The following is an 18,419-nucleotide window of genomic DNA, read 5'->3' on the forward strand; positions in this document are numbered from 1 at the left end:
AACTGCATAGACACCACGGACGCTGGCTCCTCGACGGACGGCGCGACACCTCATCTGCTCGTCGACTCCTCCTTCGGCGTCGAGGCCGCGCGCTGTGCGTCGTGTGGGCGGCCGCTGGTTTCGCCGTACGCGGCATGTGAGCCCTGCACCGGGATCGAGGGCGCGGAGCCGTGGCACCGGCCCGACGGCCATCACCACCAGCGCACCGTGGTGCGCACCCTGCGGACCGCCGTGCTGCCCGGTCGGGGAGACGTGTACCAGGCGGTCACCGATGACCTCACCGCGGTGGCTGTGGTGTCGGCCGTCGTCGCCGGCAGCGTCGCGGTCGCCGCGGCGTCGCTCCCGTTCGCCACCGTCGACGGCTTGACCCGTAGCTTGAGCGACGATCCGAGCGCCGGCTTCACCCTCGTCCTCGTCGGCCTGGTGACGCTCGGCGCGCTGTTCGTAGCGCGCCTGCCGAGCGGCTGGGGGATCGGGTTCCTCGCCGCCGCGGCGTCGGGAATCCCGTTGATCCACCTGCGAGCTGCAGCAGCGGTGCTCGGCGACGGCAGTCACGAGGTGTTCTGGGAAGTCGGCTCGGTGCTCGCCACCTTCGCGTCCGTCGTCGCGGTCGCGCCGCTCCTTTGCGCGCTGACCGGACTGCGCACCGGTCGCCGCGTCACCCGACTGCCGATCTGGGCCACACCGCTCGGGCTCGCCGCGGTGGTGGTGCTCGGTGCATGGCGGCGACAGGCGATCATCGACTCGGCGGGGGGCCTCGGCCCGGTGGCCCGGCTCGCGCTCTCCTCGGTGGTCGCCGGGGAGCTGGTCATGCTGACTCTGGCGTCGGCGGCGCGGTCGCGCCTCGGCGCGGGGATCTTCGTCGGTGCAGCCGTCCTGCCGACGGCCTACTTGGTGGGCGACGCGGCCGAGTCGCAGGTAGCCATCGACCTGGTGGAGCCGACCGAGCTCGCCTCGTCGGCGGTGCTCCTCGGCGCGGTCGGGTTGGTGATGACGGTGCTCGCTCGCCGTCGCCCCCTCCCTGGCTGAGTTCGGAGACCGGCGTACGATCTCGGGCGATGAACCCGGTCGCCGCCTTCGGTGAGGTCCGTCACATCGGGTACGTCGTCCCCCCTGAACGGCTTCAGGCACACGTCGCCCATTGGGCACGCACGATGGGCGTCGGACCCTGGCTGCTCGAGGAGCACGTCACGGTCAGCGAGTACGAGCACCTGGGCACGGCGCGCGGCGCTGTCGACATCACCCTTGCCACGGCTCAACTCGGATCATTGCAAATGCAACTACTGGCTCAGCACGACGACCATCCCTCGGCGTTTCTCGACTTCGTCGAGCGCACCCAGGGCGAGGGGGGAATGCACCACCTCGGCTTCTGGCCGCCCGATCTCGCACGTGCCGAAGAGCTCGCGGCGGAGATGGGTTGGGAGCAGTGGACCTCGGGCCGCATCGACAACCGCGGCCGCTTCCGCACATACCTCACCGAGGATCACCCGGGCACCGTCATCGCGCTGGCGGAGGTCCCGGAGACCCGGCGCCAGTACTTCGAGACCGAGCTCGCCGACCTCGGTCGGCGCTTCGACCCGACGTTCGACGAGCTGTTCGTCCGCCGCTGACGCCCCATTCGCGCCAGGCGTAGGCTGGCGCTCATGACGTCGCACCTGTCGAACGTGTGGTTCTCGGTCACCGACCTGCAGGTTGCGTCGGGGCGTGGGTCTTGGGTGACAACCGTCGACGGGGAGGAGTACCTCGACTTCTCCGCCGGCATCGCTGTCGTGTCCACGGGTCACTCGCATCCCAAGGTGACCGCGGCGATCGCTGCCCAGGCCGAGCGGTTCGTCCACGCCCAGGTGAACGTCTACCGCCACGACCTGCTCGAGCCTCTGGGGGCGGCGCTCGCCGAGATCACCCCACCGAGCATCGACACGTTCTTCTACGCGAACTCCGGTGCCGAGATCACCGAGGCGGCGGTGAAGCTGGCCAAGCAGGCCACCAAGCGCCCCAACGTCGTCGTGTTCTCCGGCAGCTTCCACGGTCGCACGCACCTGGCGATGGCGATGACGACGTCCAAGACGGGCTATCGCTCGGGGCACAGCCCGCTGCCGTCGGGGGTGTTCGTCGCCCCGTTCCCGAACCCGCTCGCGCCAGACCAGCGAGCCGAGGTGGAGCAGGCGTTGCACGGGCTCGACCATCTGCTGAAGTCGATGACCGCTCCCGACGAGACCGCGGCGATGATCCTCGAGCCGGTGCTGGGCGAAGGCGGGTACGTCCCGGCGCCGCCCGCCTTCCTCGAGGGCCTGATCGAGCGGTGCCGGCGACATGGCATCTTGTTCATCGCCGACGAGGTGCAAAGCGGCTTCGGCCGCACCGGCAAGATGTTCGCTGTCGACCACTACGGGGTCGAGCCCGACATCATCTGCATGGCCAAGGGCATCGCGTCGGGGTTCCCGTTCTCCGCGCTCGGCACGCGGCGCGAGCTCGATGACCGCTGGCCAACGGGCAGCCACGGGGGCACGTACGGCGGCAACCCCATCGCCTGCGCGGCAGCCCTGGCCACCATCGAGGTGCTGCGCGAGCCCGGTTTCATGGAGGCGGTGCAGGCTCGCGGCGCACAGCTGATGGAGGGTCTGCGGGCCATCGGAGGGCAGCACGGTGGCATCGTGCAGGTGCGTGGCCTCGGCCTGATGGTGGGCACCGAGTTCGACGACGCCGCGCGGGTCGCCGCCGTACAGCAGCATTGCCTGCGCGAGGGCAAGCTGATCCTCATGAACGCGGGCACCTACGGCACGTGCCTGCGTTGGATGCCGCCCCTCGTCGTCACCGAAGCCGAGATCGACTTGGCACTCGAGGTCTTCGCCAACGCGATGAAGGCCACCGCCTGAGATGCCGCGACTCGACGCCGAGCGGGTGGCCGTGTGGCGCACGTTCAGCACGGCGGCCGATCTCGTCTCGCGACGGGTGGAACACGAGCTGGCATACGAGTTCAACCTGTCCCTGCCCCAGTTCGAGCTGCTCACCGTGCTCGCGAAGGCCACCCGACCGCTGCGCGTGCGCGAGATCACCGAGGCGCTCTCCGCGGTGCCCTCCAGTCTCTCCCGACGCATCGACAGCCTGGTGACCCGGGGGTACGTCCTGCGCCATCAAGCGGGTCCCGACGACGATGCCCGCTCGGTGCAGGTCAGCCTGACGCGCGACGGACGCTTGGTGTGGCGCGACGCGAACGTCGCCTACCGGCGGGCGGTGCAGCGCGAGTTCGCGGCCCACCTGACCGAGACCGACGTCACCGCGCTGTGGCGCTTGCTCGGCAAGCTGCCGCCACAAAGGAGCTGAAGGCTGAGCCTCGCGTCAGTCGAGGCCGGCGTACATCGCTTCGATCTCTGCCGCGTAGCGGGCGTTCACCCCGCGGCGCTTCAGCTTCGACGTGGGGGTGAGCATGTCGCTGTCGGGCAGCCACTCCTCGCCGACCAGGGTGAACTTCTTGATCTGCTCGACCTGGGCGAAGTGGGTGTTCACCTCGTCGACCCCGGACTGGATCTCGGCGATCACCTCGGCATCGGTGGCCAGCTCGGTCAGCGTGGACTCGTGCTTGTCGTGCGCGGCCGCCCACACGTGAGCGGCCTCGGGGTCTAGCACCAGCACCGCCGAGACGAACTTGCGGTTGTCGCCGATGACCGCGGCCTGGCCGATGAGCGGGATGGTCTTCAGCTCGGCCTCGAGGTTGGCGGGGCTGATGTTCTTGCCGCCCGAGGTGATGATCAGCTCCTTCTTGCGGTCGACGATGCGCAGATAGCCCTCGTCGTCGATCTCGCCGATGTCTCCGGAGTGCAGCCATCCGTCGATGATCGTCTCGGCCGTCTTGTCGGGCTGCTTCAAGTAGCCCTGGAAGACGTTCCCGCCGCGGCAGATCACCTCGCCGTCGTCGGCCACCTTCACCTCGCAGGCCGGGATCGCCTCTCCGACGAAGCCCGGCTTGTTGCGCATCGGGCTCCATGTCATCGGGCCGCTCGACTCGCTCATCCCGTAGATCTCCGAGAGCGGCACACCGATCGCGTTGAACCACTCGAGGATGCTGCGCGGGATCGGCGCCGCGCCGGTGACACCGACTTCGAGCGCGTCGAGGCCGACCAGCCCACGCACGTTCGCGAACGCGACGGAGTCGAGGAAGGCCCACGTCTCACGCTGCTCGTCGGTGACGGAGCCGTCGATCTCGGCCGCCTTGATCCCCAGGGCCGCGGCCACTGCCTCGTCGAACTTCGCCTTGGTCTCGGGGTTCGCGGCCAGCGCGGCGTTGACGCCGTTGTACATCTTCTCCCACACCCGGGGGACCCCGAACATGATCTCCGGGTGGATCTCCTTCAGGTGAGCGGTGAGCTGGGCCGCGTCGGGGCAGCAGTAGATGCTGTAGCCGAGGATCATCGCCTGGTAGAGCCCCATCATCCGCTCGGCGATGTGGGCCATCGGCAGGTACGAGACGCCGCGCTTGCCGACGTAGTCGTCGAAGGCGATGCACTGCTTCAGCTGCTCGACGGTGTAGACGACGTTGTACTGGCTGATCATCACGCCCTTCGGCGGCCCGGTGGTGCCGCTCGTGTAGATCAGCGTGGCGATGTCGCTGGGCTCGGTGGCGTCGGCGAGCGCCCGCAGGTCGGCGCTTCCCTGATCGAGCAGTTCGGACGCGAGGCGCGCCCCCTCGGGCAGCGGGCCGTCGGCAGGCGGCTCGATCACGAACAGGTGCTTCAGCGCGGGCAGCTCGTCGCGCACCTTCAGGATGCGCTCCAGGAAGCCGGCGTCCTCCACGATCGCGACCTCGGCCTCTGCGTGGCTGGCGAGGTACTGGACCTCCTCCGGTGAGGACGAGTTGTAGATGCTCACCGGCGTCGCCCGGACGAACTGCGCCGCCGTGTCGAACCAGTGGAAGTCGGGCCGGTTGCGCATCATCAGCAGCACCCGCTCGCCCGGCCTCACGCCGATGGACTGCATCCCGGCGGCGGCCCGAGCGACTAGCGCCGCGTAGTCGTCGAGCGTCCAGCGGTTCCAGCCTCCGTCGGGCTTCATCGTGTGCAGGGCCGGACTCGAGCCATGCGCCGCGACCAGCTCCAGGAACTGCTTCGGCGCCGTTTGGCCGGCGACCATCGCGTCGATCTCGTTGATGGTGGCTCTCGACATGGTGATCTCCCCGGATGTGACGTCGAAGGACGAACGAGTGTGAGCGCGATTCTGTCAGGCGGCCAGCACCCGGTCGTCACGATCGCGCTTTCGAGGGTGGTACCCCTCTCCAAGTGGCGTGCGGGCACGGCGCGCCGCCAGACTCGCTCGACCACGCATCGTTTGCGCCGCTCGAAGGAGTCATCACATGGCCACCGCTGTCATCATCGACGCTGTCCGCACCCCGCTCGGCAGGCGCAACGGGAAGCTGAAGGACTGGCACCCTGTCGACCTTGCCGGCGAGGTGTTGCAGGCACTCGTCGACCGTGCGGGTGTGGACCCGGCGCTCGTCGAGGACGTGATCATGGGCTGTGTGATGCAGGTCGGCGAGCAGGCTGTCAACGTCGCCCGCAACGCAGTGCTTGCAGCCGGCTGGCCCGAGCACGTGCCGGGCACGACCGTCGACCGCCAGTGCGGCTCGTCCCAGCAGGCCGCCCACTTCGCGGCGCAGGGTGTGATCGCGGGCGCATACGACGTGGTGGTTGCCGCCGGCGTCGAGGTGATGACACGCGTGCCGATGGGCGCCTCGATGGTCGACGGCAAGTTCGGGTTTCCCTTCGGGCCGCGAGTGGGCGCCCGCTACGCCCCGGAGGGCGGTCTCGTGCCGCAGGGCATCTCGGCGGAGATGATCGCCGACAAGTGGGACATCAGCCGTGACGACATGGACGAGTTCGGTCTGCGGTCGCAGACGCTCGCGGCCAAGGCCACTGCCGAGGGGCGCTTCGAGCGGGAGATCCTGCCGGTACGTGATTCCGAGGGTGCGCAGATGACGACCGACGAGGGTCTGCGTGAGACCTCACTCGAGAAGTTGGGCGCGCTGAAGCCTTCCTTCCGACCGGCGGAGGAGGGCGGGCGGGTGACCGCCGGCAACTCCTCGCAGATCACCGATGGTGCCTCGGCGCTCTTGATCATGAGCGAGGAGCGCGCCGCGTCGCTCGGGCTGCGGCCGCGGGCGCGCTTCGTCGACTTCGCTCTCGCCGGGGACGATCCGCGGCTGATGCTGACCGCACCGATCCCCGCCACTCACAGGGTGCTGGAGCGCTCGGGGCTGAGCATCGACCAGATGGACGCGGTGGAGATCAACGAGGCGTTCGCATCGGTGGTGCTCGCCTGGGAGAAGGAACTGCACCCCGACATGGCCAAGGTGAACCCGAACGGCGGGGCGATCGCCCTCGGACACCCGCTCGGCTGCTCGGGCGCGCGGCTCATGACCACTCTGCTGCACGAGCTCGAGCGCGTCGGCGGTCGCTACGGCCTGCAGACGATGTGTGAGGGCGGCGGCATGGCCAACGCCACGATCATCGAACGCCTCGGCTGACCTTCCGGCCGCTCGGTTGGCCAGCCGGGCCGGGTTTGGTGGAACCGGGTCGGGTCGGGTCGGTCGGGCCGGGTGGAAGTGCGATATGTCAGAGCACCCGTCTGTCTTGAGATATCGCACTTCGCGACGACCGGGCCCGGCGGGGTGGCAAGTGCGATATGTCAGAGCACCCGTCTGTCCTGAGATATCGCACTTCGCGACGATGCCGCCCGAGCTTGCACGACGTCACGCACGATCGCATGGACGTCGGCGGGCCGCCGGGTGGCGTACCAGCCGAGGTACAGCAGCTCCCAGCCTTGCTGGGCGCAGCGCAGGTCGCGGTCCTCGTCGAGGGCGCCGGCATCGGGGCCGAAGTGGAACTCGCGGCTGTGGCCTTCGAGCCCCAGGCGCACCTCGGGAAAACCGATGTCTGCACGGGCGATGACCCGACCGCACTGGTCGGTGATCGGGCACTGGCGTACGACCGGGCCGAGTGACTCGTCGGCGACGATCCGGTGCAGCAGCTCTTCCATCCAGCTGTCGGGCATGACGCCTTCTTGCTGCCAACGGCGAAGCGCGCCGAGCAGACGCCCGGTGCCCGCCTGTCCCGGCCGGTGTAGTCGCACAGCCGTCTGGTAGAGCCAGCGGGGGCTGACGTTGGCGCGCTGCACCCCGATGAGTGCCCGCCACACGGCATCGCGGCCGACGACGCTGCCGATGTCGGCCATCGTGCGGGCCACCGACGTGACGCGCAGGCCCATCATCTCGACGATGTCGACTGGCTCGAGGCTGCACGCCTGGTGGGTGACGACGTCTGCGAAGTCGCGAGGCAGCATCAGCCGGCGCGGCCGCTGCGTCGTGACCTCGATCGGCGCCTCGGTGAAGCCATCGAAGCGATGAATCCGCGCGGCGGCGCGGTGGGAGACGACGGCGTGGTCGCCGCCGGCTGCGGTCACCGTCGAGAGACGGTGGTGCCAGTGATGGGGCGTGCGGTCGGGGAAGGAGAGCACGCCGGGGATCGGCTCGCACAGGTAGCCCTGTTCGAGCGCTCTTCGCACATCGCGGGGGCTGAGTCCGACCGAGGCGGCCAGGTGTCTCGTCGTGACGCCGAGGCGAAGGGCCGCGAGCTCCGCCGCGGCGCTCACGGCGCTGGCGGGCATGTCGCCGCACGCTACCGACCCCGCCGCCGACGCCAACGCAGAGGTGGAAGTGCGATATGTCAGTGCACCCGTCTGTCATGAGATATCGCACTTCCGGGGTGGCCGGGCCGGGCGAGATCGACCAGCGCGAGCCGCGCAGGGCCGAGGAACGTGGTCATCGCTAGCCTGCGCGGGTGCCCGCCCTCTCGACGATCGTTTGGTGGCTCGGCGCGGTGGTGCTGTTCTTCGTCCTGTGGCGCGTCGGCGTCGGGCTGCTGCGCAGCATGACCCAGCCGCTGCCGCAGCCCCCGCCGGCGGGGGAGATGCGCAAGGTCGACGTGCGCTACCGCTGCAGTGTGTGCGGGCTGGAGCTGAAGATGACACTCGCCGCCGAGGAAGACCCCGAGCCGCCGCGTCACTGCCAGGAGGACATGGATCTCCTCACGCCGATCGAGTGAACGAAGTGACGAGAGTTACACCTCTGTGATTATCGACAGGGTTGTCCCCAGGCTGTGGACAAAGGCGACGGAGCAGGAAACCCGCTGGTCCTAATGGTATTTCGTCGCCGTGTACAGGCCGCCGAGGATCATCACCAGGCCGCCGATGAGATACCAGTTGCTGCGGTCCCCAGGCACCCAACCTAGGTAGAAGAGCAGGATCACGAGGGCGCCGAGGAGCAACAGCGCGAACATCAGCACCGGCACCCACCGCGGGCTTTCCTTCATGTACGTCGGCACCGGCGGTGTGTAGCGCGACGACGCGACGACGCCGTGCTCGGACTTGTCCACGTGGTGCGGTCCGCCCACCGTCGAGTGGGATGACCCGGGTCGGGTGCCCTTCGGCGTCGTGCGCCCGCTGGACTTGCGCTTCGGAGGTGCCACGGGTACGGCAGTGTAGGCGGGCCGCAACGATGTGGGGCGATCGCGCCGAGCGGTGCGAAGCTGAGGGTGCGTGGGCAGGGACCTGGGCAGGGACGTCGGTGAGGAGAGGGCAGGCGCGATGACCAAGGTGCTGGTGATCGACAGCTACGACAGCTTCGTCTACAACCTGGTGCAGTACCTCGGCGAGCTCGGCGCGGCGCCGATCGTCTACCGCAACGACGCGCTCGGCGTCGACGAGGCGCTCGCGTTGGCACCTGACGTCGTCTTGCTCTCACCGGGTCCGGGCAGGCCGGAGGACGCAGGCATCATCTGCGACCTGGTCCTGGCCTGCGCCGAGCAGGGCGTGCCGGTGTTCGGGGTGTGCCTCGGTTTGCAGGCGATCGGACACGTCTACGGAGGACACGTGGTGCGGGCGCCCGAGCTGATGCACGGCAAGACGAGCTGGATCACCCATCGCGGAGTCGGAGTTTTCGAGGGGTTGCCGTCGCCGCTGGAGGCCACCCGCTACCACTCCCTCGTCGTCGATCGCGACTCGCTTCCCGCCTGCTTGGAGATCACCGCCGAATCGGCCGACGGCACGATCATGGGTCTTCGCCACCGTGAGCTCGACGTGGAGGGAGTGCAGTTCCACCCGGAGAGCATCCTGACCACGTCGGGTCACGACCTGCTCGCGAACCTGCTCGACCGCCGCGCTGGTACCCGAAAGGGATGACCCGGGGCGGCTATGGAGTCGTCGTCGTCCCGGGGGCCGCAGTGGTGGCAGGCACGGAAGGCGGTGAAGTCGGTGGGGCGGTGGTCACCGGAGGGGGCAAGGTGGTGGGCGGCGCGACCGCTCTGCCGACCGTGATCCGCACTGTGCTCTCCGGAGCGATCTCGACCCCGCGACTTGGATCTTGGGAGATCACCCGGCCGTCGTTCGAATCGCCGAAGGGCACGTTGACGTAGCTGACGTCCACGTTGAAGTTGCGCGGCGCGGCGCTGAGCTGCGAGCGGGCCTGCGATTCGGTGAGCCCGGTCACCGGGGGCACGGCGACCAGCGCACGGCCCGTCGACACGACGATGCGGATGCCCGATCCGATGTTGACGTCGGACCCGATCGGAGGGTCGGTGCGGATCACGCGGCCGGCCTCGACGTCGTCGCTCGGCTCCTCGGCGCGGGTGACCACCAGGCGGTAGGGCTCTCCCTGCAACAAGGTCGTGGCCGCGGCCTCGGTCTGGCCGGCGACGTTCGGGACGGATGCCACCCCGCTGCCTTCGCTGACCACGAGGTCGACGATGCCTCCGGGCAGGATCTGCTCGCCGGCGCGCGGGGTGGAGTCGATGATCGTGTTCTCCGGGGCCGAGGCGTCCACCCGCGGGGTGACCTCGCCCACGATCAGGCCCAGATCGAGCAGCGCCGCCTGTGCATCTTCGAGCGTCATGCCTTTGAGCGGGGGGACGCTCACCGGCGCCTTGGCAGGGTTGTACGTGAGCCGCACCAGGTCTCCGGGCTGCAGTTCGGTGCCAGGGCCTGGATCCTGGCCCCAGACGACGTTCTCGCCGACGGTCTCGTTCACCTCGTCGATCGGCTCGTATTCGAGCCCGTCTCTCTCCAGGATCGCGACCGCGTCGGCAAGGAGCATGTCGGTGAGGTCTTCGAGCACGATCGGCGGGGCGGTCTCTTCTTCCTTCGTCAGGGTCCGGTACAAGATGATCCCGCCGGCGACAAGAGCACCGATCGCGAGCAGGGCGACGAGCACGGTGAGCACGGTTCCCGTGCGGCTGCGGCGGGGTTCGAAGTACTGGCCGGAGAGGTTCTCGTCGTAACCGTGCGGGCCTTGCGTGCCTGGAGCGGTGAGGATCGTCGTGCGCGGCATCGCCGTTGTCGATCCGACCTGGGGCATCGCGGTGGTGGCGGCGATCCCGCCTGCCGCGGCGCCGGCGGCCGCGGCGCCGATCGGCCGCGTGGCTCCACCCGACGGGGTGCCGCCGCGTGAGGCCAAGGCGACGAGCGCCTGCACCGGCTGGCCCTCGCGAAAGCGGCGCAGGTCGTCGCGCAACGCCTCGGCCGTCGGGTAGCGCACATCGGGGTTCTTGGCGAGCAGCTTGGCCACGATCGCCTCGAACGGCCGGGCCACGTCGGGGGCCAGCTGGTTGAGCGGTTGGGGCGCGTCGTGAACCTGCTTGTAGGCGATGGCCACCGGGTTCTCGCCGCTGAACGGCGGGCGGCCGCCGACCATCTCGTATAACACGATGCCGAGCGAGTAGAGGTCGCTACGCGGGTCGGGCTGGGCACCCTGGGCCTGCTCGGGCGAGAAGTACGTCGCCGTTCCCATCACCGCGCCCGCCTGGGTGAGGTTGGACTCGACCGCCGAACCGAGCGCGCGGGCGATGCCGAAGTCGGCGACCTTCACCTGGCCGCCGGAGCCGATGAGGATGTTGGCGGGCTTGATGTCTCGGTGGACGACACCGTTGCGATGGGCGAAGCCGAGCGCGGCGGCCACCTCCATCGCCACCTCGGACGCCTGCTGGGCGCTCAGGGTCTTGTTGACGCGCAAGATGTCGGCGAGCGTGCGGCCCTGCACGTACTCCATCGCCATGAAGTAGGTGCTACCGCTGCGGCCCCAGTCGTAGACGCCGACGATGTTCGGGTGGTTCAGGTTCGCTGCCGACTGGGCCTCGCGGCGGAATCGCTCGACGAACGCAGGGTCGGTGGCGAACTCGGGGAACAGCACCTTGATCGCCACCGGCCGGTCGAGCAGCAGGTCGCGCGCCAAGAACACGTCGGCCATGCCGCCGCGCCCGATCCGCTGCTGTACCTCGTAGCGGTCGTTCAGAATCGTGCGATCACCGCCCGACATAGTGCGGGCGCAGGTTACCCAGCCGGCCCGCGCCCCTGGCGTCAGGGCGCGCGGCGGAACAGGCGTCAGCCGGGCAGGTTGGCGAGCGCGTAGTCGAGGAGCTGCTTCGCGATCGGCCCGGCCAGCGCCCCACCGGTGCCGGCGGAGATCTCGGCGTCGGTCCCCTTCAGCATCACGGCCACCGCGAACTGCGGTGCTTCCGCGGGGGCGAAGGCGATGATCCAAGCGTGTGAGCGCTCCTCCTCGCCGGCGGCGTTCAGCTGCGCGGTGCCCGTCTTGGCCGCTGCCTGGATGCCGTTCGCGAGCGTCATGCAGCAGCTCGCGGTGCCCTCGTTGACGACCTGGACCATCAAACCGGTGAGGATCAGCGACGTCTCCTTCGTCATCGGTTGCTTCCAGACCGTGGGCTCGGTGTGGTCGAGCACGTGACCCCCGTGGTCGAGCGTGGTGTCGACCACGTAGGGCTGCATCATCACCCCGCCGTTCGCGATGGCGCCGGCGATCATCGCCATGTGCAGCGGCACCATCGCCGTGTCTCCCTGGCCGAAGCCACCGATGGCGAGCAGCGGCACCCGGTCGACGAAGTCCGACACCTCACCGAACGTGCTCGCCGCGGGGTTCGGGAGGTCGATCGGGATCGGCTCGCCGATGCCGAAGGCCTTCGTCCCCGCGACCATCGTGGACGCACCGAGCTCGACGGCGGTCTTCGCGAACGGGATGTTGCACGACCGGCGGAACACCTCGGCCAGGTCGCCGCCGCAGAGCGTGCGGCCGTAGTTCTGGATCGGGTCGTTCGTCTGCGGCGGCACCCACTCCACCTCGTCGGGCCAGGAGCTGGACAGGTCGATCAGCCCGGCGTCGAGCGCGGTCGCGGCGGTGACGACCTTGAAGGTGGAGCCCGGCATGTAGCGCTCCTGATACGCGTTGGAGAGCATCGGCTTTCCCGGGGCGGCGTTCAAGAACTCGAGCACGTCGCCGGCGAGCTCGCTGTCGTGCACCGCGACGAGGTTCGGGTCGAACGTCGGGTAGCTCCACATCGCGAGCACCTTGCCGGTGCGCGGGTCGAGCACCACAGCACTGCCTTCCCGCGCGCCGAGGGCGTCCTTCGCGAGCTGTTGCAGGCCGCTGTGCATGGTGAGCTGCACGGAGCCGCTGGTGTCGTCGCCGGTGAAGAGCGTCGACAGCCCCTTCAGCCGCTGCGCGGCGGTGCGACCGCTGAGCACGTCGTTCTGCGTGCGCTCGAGCCTCGTGGAGCCGTAGTTGAACGTGTAGTAGCCGCTGACGTTCGCGAACAGGTCGCCGGTGGGGTAGAGACGCTGGAACGCGAACTCGCTGCCGGTCTCGGTCGGCTCCGACATCGCGACGACCACGCCGTCGGCGGTGACGATCTCGCCGCGGGGACGGTTGAAGTCACGCACCGTCTGGCGGTTGTTGAGGATGTGAGCGTCGAGCTCTTCCTGCCTGGCCACCTGCAGCACGTTCAGCTGCACGAACAGCGCGACGTAGCACACCATCAACCCCAGCGCGAGGTGGCGGATGCGAGCGTTCACCGGGCTCGCTCCGGGGCGAAGAGCGTCGGGTCGTCGCCGTCGGGGTGCGCGCGGCGCGCGGCGCGCACCAGACGCCGCGCCGCCCAGCGCTCGCCGAGTGTCGGCGCGTCGGGAACCTCGCCGAGCCGGACGGAGCTGGCGTGGGAGATGCGCACGAGCAGCGCGAGCAACATGTAGTTGGCGAGCAGGCTCGAACCGCCGTAGCTGGTGAACGGGAGCGTGATCCCGGTGAGCGGCACGACGCGGATCACCCCGCCGACGATGATGAACGCCTGCACACCGACGATCGTGGTCAGGCCGACGGCGAGCAGCTTCTCGAACGGTCGGTCTGTGCGCACCGCCGTCCGCAGGCCGGCGCCGACGAGCAACAGGAACGCCATCAGCACGCCGGTCGCGCCGAGCAGGCCGAGCTCCTCGCCGATGGCCGCGAAGATGAAGTCGTTCTTCACCGCGGGGATGCGTCCCGGGTCGCCGAGGCCGAGGCCGGTGCCGGTGATGCCGCCGTCGGCGAGGGCGAACATCGCCTGCGCGATCTGGTACCCCTTGTCCTCGTAGTCGGCCCACGGGTCGATCCAGATCGCCACCCGGTCCTGCACGTGGGAGAACATCTGGTAGGCGATCACCGCCCCGACGGCGAACATCCCGAAGCCGAGGACGAGGTAGCTGGCCTTCTCGGTGGCGACCCACATCATCACCACGAACAAGCTGAAGAACAGCAGCGACGAGCCGAGGTCGCGCTGGCCGACCATCACCATCACCGAGAAGCCCCACGCGAGCAGGATCGGCAGCAGGTGGCGCGGCTCGGGCAGGTTGAACGGGCCGACCCGCCAAGTGCCGGCGGCGATCAGCTCTCGACGCTCGGCCAGGTAGCCGGCGAAGAACAGCGCCAGGGCGAGCTTCGCGAACTCGCCCGGCTGGAAGTTCACCGGCCCGACGCTCACCCAGATGCGAGCGCCGCCGGAGCTGAAGCCGATGCCGGGCAGCATCGGCAGCACCAGCAGCCCGGCACCGGTGGCGAGGAACGTCCACTTGTACCGCGCCAGGTCGTTGACGCGCTGCACGACCAGCAGCACGGCCACGAACGCACCGACGGAGACGAAGCTCCACACCGCCTGCAGCCCGGCCAGACGCTCGGACAGGCGTGCGAGCATCACGTACCCGAGGCCGTGGAGCACCGCGGCGAGCGGCAGCATCGTCGGGTCGGCGCCGGGAGCGAGGAAACGTACGGCAAGGTGCGCGACCACGAGCAGGCCGAGCACCACTCCGAGGAACGGCAGGATGATCGGCGGGATCACCGAGTTCTGGCCGAGCGAGGCGAGCACGTAGGCCCCGCCCGTGATCACCCCGGCCATCACCACCAGCCCCAGCTCGGCCGAGCGTCGGTGGGCGGTGAAGCTCACCACGCTCATGGTGTCGTGGTGCCGGGAGGTGCGGTCGTGCCCGGCGCCGACGTCGCGCCCGGTGTCGTGGAGGTGCTCGACGTGCTCGACGAGGTCGATGTGGTGGGCGCGGTCGAGGTGGAGCTGGTCGTGCTCGGCGCGGGGTCGTCCCCGTCGCCGCGCAGCGCGACCAGGGCGACGACGACGGCGACGGTGAGGATCGCCGCCGCGACGAACCAGAAGAGGAACGCGCCGAGACCGAACCGGCGACGCGCGCGTGCCGGCGCGGCGGCCTCGTCGGCGTCCGGTGATCGGCTGGGATGAACGACGGGGAGCAGCGCGGTGTCGTCGGCGGGCACACCCTCGATCAGTTCGGTGGCGTCGTCGGCAGCGGGCTGCGTCGAGTCGTCGTCGGCCCAATGCGCCGGCTCGGCGATGCCTTCTGCCCAGCGCGGCTCGCCGGGGCCGTCGTCGGGAAGCGTTGCCGGATCGGCGCCGGCGGCTACATCGACGACGACGACGGTGACGTTGTCGCGCCCTCCGTGACGGTTCGCCATCGCCACGAGCTGGTCGGCCGCAGCCTGCGGGTCGGACACCCCGGCAAGAAGTTCGGCGATCTCGTGGTCCGGAACCTCGTCGACGAGCCCGTCACTGCACAGCACGTACCGGTCGCCGGTGGCGGCGGTGATCGTCCACGTGTCGACCTTCACCCGCGGGTCGATGCCGAGGGCCCGGGTGACGATGTTGCGCCGGGGGTGCAGCCGCGCTTCTTCGAGCGTGATCTGGCCTTCCTGGACCAGCTCTTGCACGTAGCTGTGGTCGATCGTCAGCCTGCTGAGCCGACCCGCTCGCCGGCGGTACGTGCGTGAGTCGCCGACGTTCGCGAGCGCAAGCACGTGCTCTTCCTCGTCGAGCACCACCAGCGCGGTGAGCGTGGTGCCCATGCCCGCGCGATCCGCGCTGGCACCGGCCTCGGCTCTGATGGTGGCGTTCGCGATGCGGATCGCGACGGTGACGTCGTCCATCCGGCGGTAGCCGTGCTCCATCCCCCGACGCAACGAGTCGACCGCGATAGCGCTCGCCACCTCGCCCGCGGAGTGCCCGCCCATGCCGTCGGCGACCACGTACATGCCTGGTTCGGCCAAGAAGGCGTCCTCGTTCATGTCGCGCACCAGGCCCTCGTGGGTGGCGGCCCCCCAACGCAGCTCGAGCATCAGCCGGCCTCCAGCACGGTGCCGCCGACCTGCACGCGGTCACCCGGGTGCAGGCGTGTCGCCTGGCGGATGCGGTTGCCGTTCACGTACGTGCCGTTGGTCGAGCCGAGATCGTCCACCCATGCCGATCCGTCGGAGCGGTAGACGCGGGCGTGGATCTGGCTGGCGAACGTGTCGTCGGCGAGCGACAGCGAGCAACCCGGCGCCCGGCCGATCGTCAGCTCTTCGGCGAGGGAGTGTCGCTGGCCCTTGCGCGCCCTGGGCTCGATCACCGTGAGGCGCGCGACGTCGCCGCGGCGGCCCTTGGGCGGCTTGTCCCGATGGGCCTGCGCGGGAGGCGTTCCTACCGCGGCGGCGCGACCGGCGCCGGGCCCTACGGGCCGACCGGCGCTCTGCGCGGTGGGGGTGCGGACCTCGCTCCACACCGCCCACAGCACGCGGGCGAAGAAAAGGTAGAGCAGCGCCAGGAGCGCGTACTTCAAGATGTCGAGTAGCTGGTCGCTCATCGGCGGCCGGGTCCCCCGCTCAGGACGCCTCGAACCGCACGTGCGTGGTACCGAGGCTCAAGATGTCGCCGTCGTGGAGGGGGCGCTCGCCGTCGATGCGCAGCCCGTTGATCTTCGTGCCGTTGGTCGAGCCGAGGTCGGCGACGATGAAGCCCGTCCCGACGGGGCGCACTTCGGCGTGGCGCCGGCTGACGTTCGGGTCGTTGAGCACGATCGTGCAGTCGGGATGGCGGCCAAAGGAGACCACGTTGTCGCCGAGCGTCACGCGCTCGCCAGAAGGCATCACCAGGCTGCCTGCTCCCGCGCCGCCGCCTCCTTCGCGCATCGTCGAGTCGATCTCGAAGCGCCCCGGCTTCAGTGCCATGTTCACCTGTAGCTCGACGGTGACCGGGCCCATGAAGTGGTAGCCCTCGTCGCGGGCGTACTCCCGCGCCGCCTCGCAGAGCTCGATGAGCAGCGCCTCGTCGATGTCGGCGAAGCCAGCGTGGTCTTGGGAGCTGAGATGGAACACGAAGTGGTTCGGGACGATGCGGCGTCCCTTCACGTCGACGGAGCGGTGCTCGTCCATCTCACGGACAAGCCGGCGCCCGAGCTCGATCGGGCGCACGCTGGAGCGAAAGGCGCGGCTGAACACGCCCTCGACCATACGCTCTAATCGGTTCTCGAACTGCTGCAAACCCACAGAAGCCCCCGAGGCTAGTGGGGGCCTGCGCCGCGTTGGCCGCGGCGAGGTGGCCCTCCGCCCGACAGAAGCTGGTGTTGGGCGCCGCGCGGCGAGTTGGTACCGTGTGCACTCCACTCGGGCGAGTGGCGGAATGGCAGACGCGCTGGCTTCAGGTGCCAGTGTTCGCAAGAACGTGGGGGTTCAAGTCCCCCCTCGCCCACAGGACCCACACGGTGAATGCGCTGGTCAGGGCACCGACGTCGCACGTACCCGCCGCGACCGAGCCTCGGTGCATCGCGGCCGCCGACGAGCTCGTAGTAGCGGGTGTCGTAGGCGATCCCGCAGCTCATCCGCGTGGCTGGTTCGCGCTGGTAGCCGGCGGCGGTCACCCACCCCGCCACCGGTGATCGGCGTCCGCCGCAGTCCACGACGACGTCGGCTTCGACACGAGTGCCGTCGGACGTCTCGACGCCGACGACCTCACGCCTCCGATCGTCGTGGAGCAGCGATCCGACGACAGTCAGCGGGCGCACGTGTATCCCAGGCGTGCGCTCGGGGGCGAGCTCGACGCGAGCGCGAGCCCGGAACACGTGGTACTGCTGCCACTGGGTGACGCTCCGGCGATCCCACCCGTCGAACGCCGACGCCATGTCATCAGGCGGTGCGGGGTCCCGATCGAGGATGTCGACGTGGTGCCCGGTCCGGGCCAAGCGAAGGCCAGCGGCAAGGCCGCCGATCCCGGCCCCCCAGGACCACGACCCGGAGGCCCATCAGCAGGGCCTGGTGCGAACATGCACCTAGCCGTCGCTCGGCGGGTTCTCCGAGAGCAGCCAGCGCTCGGCGGTATCAGCCGAGCCGAACGAGCCGCCGGTACCCACGACGGTCTTCGGCGCTGCAGGGACAGTTGAGACGGACTCTGAAGGGGTGCTCGGGTTCGCCCGGGACACGTCATCGAGCGCCGCGAAGGTTACCGCTGTCGCGCCGGCGCCCAAGGCGAGACCGAACGTCGCGCTCAGGATGATCGTCGGCATCCGACGACCCTGCGATGCGGTGATGGTTGCGGTGGCCATGGTGGTTCTCCTCTTCGTTGGGGTTGTGTGACGAGGATCTGCTGTTCGAGAGGCGGCGCCATCCGGGCCAGGCACGGATTCCTGGCTCACCGAGGATCCGTGGTCACCACGGATGACGGCGAGTCGATCGCGCCGGACGATCTCGCTCATGACCGCAGCCATCAGGCAGGTGCTCGACGACGCCCAAGTGCTCTTCAGCCAGCATCCCGAGCTCGCCCGGACCGCGAGCGTCGTCCGCGCCGAGCTCCGTGACGCCACCCTCGTGCAGATCCAAGCCGGCGGGTACGCGTTCATGGCGGACGAGCCCCGGGCAGCCGGCGGCGGCGGGGCCGCGCCCTCGCCGGTCCAGTACGCGCTGGCGGCGCTGGCGTCGTGCGCGACGATCACCTACCGGTACTGGTCGGAGCTGCTCGGCATACCGATCGACTCCGTCAAGGTCGAAGTGCGCGGCGAGGCCGATCTACGGGGCTTCCTCGGCTTCGATCCCGACGTCGCGCCCGGCGCGAGCTCCGTGCAGATCCATGTCGCCGTGGGTGGATCGGCCCCCGAGGAGGACTACCGGCGCCTGCACCACGCCGTCGAGACCCACTGCCCGGTGCTCGCCATGTTCTCGACCGTCACCGCGGTGACGACGACGATGGCGACGCGCGCAGGCTCGGACCCGACACCGTCGCGATGAC

General features: G+C 69.6%; 18 protein-coding genes, 1 tRNA gene and 1 pseudogene. 9 read left to right on the forward strand and 11 right to left on the reverse strand.

Features of this window, described 5'->3' with window-relative positions; genetic code table 11:
- The first annotated feature begins 207 nt into the window (after positions 1–207).
- From IPM43_07690 to IPM43_07705, 4 genes are read left to right on the forward strand one after another with little or no spacing between them, the layout of a single operon-like run.
- Positions 208–1,029, forward strand: a complete 822-nt coding sequence (locus tag IPM43_07690; GenBank protein QQS26206.1) for a hypothetical protein — start codon at positions 208–210, stop codon at positions 1,027–1,029.
- A 29-nt stretch (positions 1,030–1,058) separates the two neighbouring features.
- Entirely contained in the window at positions 1,059–1,610 is a 552-nt protein-coding gene (locus IPM43_07695) for a VOC family protein (GenBank protein ID QQS26207.1), read from the forward strand.
- Positions 1,611–1,643: 33 nt separating this feature from the next.
- Positions 1,644–2,876 (forward strand): aminotransferase class III-fold pyridoxal phosphate-dependent enzyme, encoded by a 1,233-nt coding sequence (locus IPM43_07700; protein ID QQS26208.1) that lies wholly within the window; start codon positions 1,644–1,646, stop codon positions 2,874–2,876.
- A 1-nt stretch (position 2,877) separates the two neighbouring features.
- A complete protein-coding gene (locus IPM43_07705; protein ID QQS26209.1) occupies positions 2,878–3,324 on the forward strand; it encodes a MarR family transcriptional regulator in 447 nt (148 codons plus the stop codon).
- Between the two features lie 15 nt (positions 3,325–3,339).
- On the opposite strand, the gene IPM43_07710 is transcribed toward IPM43_07705, so the two are convergent.
- The gene (locus tag IPM43_07710; GenBank protein QQS26210.1) at positions 3,340–5,160 is read right to left on the reverse strand and encodes a long-chain fatty acid--CoA ligase; all 1,821 of its coding nucleotides are present in this window, start codon (positions 5,158–5,160) and stop codon (positions 3,340–3,342) included.
- 187 nt (positions 5,161–5,347) lie between these two features.
- Between IPM43_07710 and IPM43_07715 the strand changes: the two genes are divergently transcribed.
- On the forward strand, positions 5,348–6,517 hold the full coding sequence (locus IPM43_07715; protein ID QQS26211.1) for an acetyl-CoA C-acyltransferase: 1,170 nt from the start codon (positions 5,348–5,350) through the stop codon (positions 6,515–6,517).
- A 161-nt stretch (positions 6,518–6,678) separates the two neighbouring features.
- Here the strand turns inward: IPM43_07715 and IPM43_07720 are convergent, their stop codons facing one another.
- A complete protein-coding gene (locus IPM43_07720) occupies positions 6,679–7,656 on the reverse strand; it encodes a hypothetical protein (protein QQS26212.1) in 978 nt (325 codons plus the stop codon).
- Between the two features lie 173 nt (positions 7,657–7,829).
- On the opposite strand from IPM43_07720, the gene IPM43_07725 reads away from it, so the two are divergent.
- Positions 7,830–8,093, forward strand: a complete 264-nt coding sequence (locus IPM43_07725) for a hypothetical protein (GenBank protein QQS26213.1) — start codon at positions 7,830–7,832, stop codon at positions 8,091–8,093.
- Positions 8,094–8,183: 90 nt separating this feature from the next.
- Here the strand turns inward: IPM43_07725 and IPM43_07730 are convergent, their stop codons facing one another.
- Positions 8,184–8,516, reverse strand: a complete 333-nt coding sequence (locus IPM43_07730; protein ID QQS26214.1) for a cell division protein CrgA — start codon at positions 8,514–8,516, stop codon at positions 8,184–8,186.
- A 118-nt stretch (positions 8,517–8,634) separates the two neighbouring features.
- Here IPM43_07730 and IPM43_07735 point away from each other — a divergent pair, with 118 nt between their 5' ends.
- Positions 8,635–9,228 carry an aminodeoxychorismate/anthranilate synthase component II gene (locus IPM43_07735; protein ID QQS26215.1) on the forward strand — a complete coding sequence of 198 codons (594 nt, stop codon included), beginning with the start codon at positions 8,635–8,637 and terminating at the stop codon, positions 9,226–9,228.
- 10 nt (positions 9,229–9,238) lie between these two features.
- Here the strand turns inward: IPM43_07735 and pknB are convergent, their stop codons facing one another.
- The 6 genes from pknB to IPM43_07765 all read right to left on the reverse strand — a co-directional run bounded on the left by pknB (position 9,239) and on the right by IPM43_07765 (position 16,651).
- Positions 9,239–11,356 (reverse strand): Stk1 family PASTA domain-containing Ser/Thr kinase, encoded by a 2,118-nt coding sequence (gene pknB, locus IPM43_07740; GenBank protein ID QQS26216.1) that lies wholly within the window; start codon positions 11,354–11,356, stop codon positions 9,239–9,241.
- 65 nt (positions 11,357–11,421) lie between these two features.
- The gene (locus IPM43_07745) at positions 11,422–12,906 is read right to left on the reverse strand and encodes a penicillin-binding protein 2 (GenBank protein QQS26217.1); all 1,485 of its coding nucleotides are present in this window, start codon (positions 12,904–12,906) and stop codon (positions 11,422–11,424) included.
- Complete coding sequence (locus IPM43_07750) at positions 12,903–14,315, reverse strand: FtsW/RodA/SpoVE family cell cycle protein (GenBank protein QQS26218.1); 1,413 nt, start codon at positions 14,313–14,315, stop codon at positions 12,903–12,905. Before IPM43_07750 ends, IPM43_07745 begins: the two co-directional genes overlap by 4 nt.
- Entirely contained in the window at positions 14,312–15,499 is a 1,188-nt protein-coding gene (locus tag IPM43_07755) for a Stp1/IreP family PP2C-type Ser/Thr phosphatase (protein ID QQS26219.1), read from the reverse strand. Before IPM43_07755 ends, IPM43_07750 begins: the two co-directional genes overlap by 4 nt.
- Positions 15,499–16,005: an FHA domain-containing protein gene (locus IPM43_07760; protein QQS26220.1), complete on the reverse strand. Its 507-nt coding sequence runs from the start codon at positions 16,003–16,005 to the stop codon at positions 15,499–15,501. The genes IPM43_07755 and IPM43_07760 overlap by 1 nt, the downstream gene beginning before the upstream one ends.
- Before the next feature lie 19 nt (positions 16,006–16,024).
- Positions 16,025–16,651, reverse strand: coding sequence for an FHA domain-containing protein (locus IPM43_07765; protein QQS26221.1), 627 nt, complete (start codon positions 16,649–16,651; stop codon positions 16,025–16,027).
- Between the two features lie 155 nt (positions 16,652–16,806).
- On the opposite strand from IPM43_07765, the gene IPM43_07770 reads away from it, so the two are divergent.
- A tRNA-Leu gene (locus IPM43_07770) sits at positions 16,807–16,889 on the forward strand.
- Positions 16,890–17,328: 439 nt separating this feature from the next.
- Here the strand turns inward: IPM43_07770 and IPM43_07775 are convergent.
- Positions 17,329–17,406: pseudogene (locus IPM43_07775) on the reverse strand (hypothetical protein).
- Positions 17,407–17,466: 60 nt separating this feature from the next.
- The gene (locus IPM43_07780) at positions 17,467–17,739 is read right to left on the reverse strand and encodes a hypothetical protein (GenBank protein ID QQS26222.1); all 273 of its coding nucleotides are present in this window, start codon (positions 17,737–17,739) and stop codon (positions 17,467–17,469) included.
- Between the two features lie 148 nt (positions 17,740–17,887).
- Here IPM43_07780 and IPM43_07785 point away from each other — a divergent pair, with 148 nt between their 5' ends.
- Positions 17,888–18,418 (forward strand): OsmC family protein, encoded by a 531-nt coding sequence (locus IPM43_07785; GenBank protein QQS26223.1) that lies wholly within the window; start codon positions 17,888–17,890, stop codon positions 18,416–18,418.
- Position 18,419: the final 1 nt, after the last annotated feature.

This window comes from Actinomycetota bacterium (assembly GCA_016700055.1).
Lineage (GTDB): Bacteria > Actinomycetota > Acidimicrobiia > Acidimicrobiales > Ilumatobacteraceae > Kalu-18.

Excerpts from the sequence above, each read along its gene's own strand:
- IPM43_07695 (QQS26207.1), top strand. The coding sequence starts at position 1,059 with ATGAACCCGGTCGCCGCCTTCGGTGAGGTCCGTCACATCGGGTACGTC.
- IPM43_07700 (QQS26208.1), top strand. The coding sequence starts at position 1,644 with ATGACGTCGCACCTGTCGAACGTGTGGTTCTCGGTCACCGACCTGCAG.
- IPM43_07705 (QQS26209.1), top strand. The coding sequence starts at position 2,878 with ATGCCGCGACTCGACGCCGAGCGGGTGGCCGTGTGGCGCACGTTCAGC.
- IPM43_07710 (QQS26210.1), bottom strand. The coding sequence starts at position 5,160 with ATGTCGAGAGCCACCATCAACGAGATCGACGCGATGGTCGCCGGCCAA.
- IPM43_07715 (QQS26211.1), top strand. The coding sequence starts at position 5,348 with ATGGCCACCGCTGTCATCATCGACGCTGTCCGCACCCCGCTCGGCAGG.
- IPM43_07720 (QQS26212.1), bottom strand. The coding sequence starts at position 7,656 with ATGCCCGCCAGCGCCGTGAGCGCCGCGGCGGAGCTCGCGGCCCTTCGC.
- IPM43_07735 (QQS26215.1), top strand. The coding sequence starts at position 8,635 with ATGACCAAGGTGCTGGTGATCGACAGCTACGACAGCTTCGTCTACAAC.
- pknB (QQS26216.1), bottom strand. The coding sequence starts at position 11,356 with ATGTCGGGCGGTGATCGCACGATTCTGAACGACCGCTACGAGGTACAG.
- IPM43_07750 (QQS26218.1), bottom strand. The coding sequence starts at position 14,315 with ATGAGCGTGGTGAGCTTCACCGCCCACCGACGCTCGGCCGAGCTGGGG.
- IPM43_07755 (QQS26219.1), bottom strand. The coding sequence starts at position 15,499 with ATGCTCGAGCTGCGTTGGGGGGCCGCCACCCACGAGGGCCTGGTGCGC.
- IPM43_07760 (QQS26220.1), bottom strand. The coding sequence starts at position 16,005 with ATGAGCGACCAGCTACTCGACATCTTGAAGTACGCGCTCCTGGCGCTG.
- IPM43_07765 (QQS26221.1), bottom strand. The coding sequence starts at position 16,651 with ATGGTCGAGGGCGTGTTCAGCCGCGCCTTTCGCTCCAGCGTGCGCCCG.
- IPM43_07780 (QQS26222.1), bottom strand. The coding sequence starts at position 17,739 with ATGGCCACCGCAACCATCACCGCATCGCAGGGTCGTCGGATGCCGACG.
- IPM43_07785 (QQS26223.1), top strand. The coding sequence starts at position 17,888 with ATGACCGCAGCCATCAGGCAGGTGCTCGACGACGCCCAAGTGCTCTTC.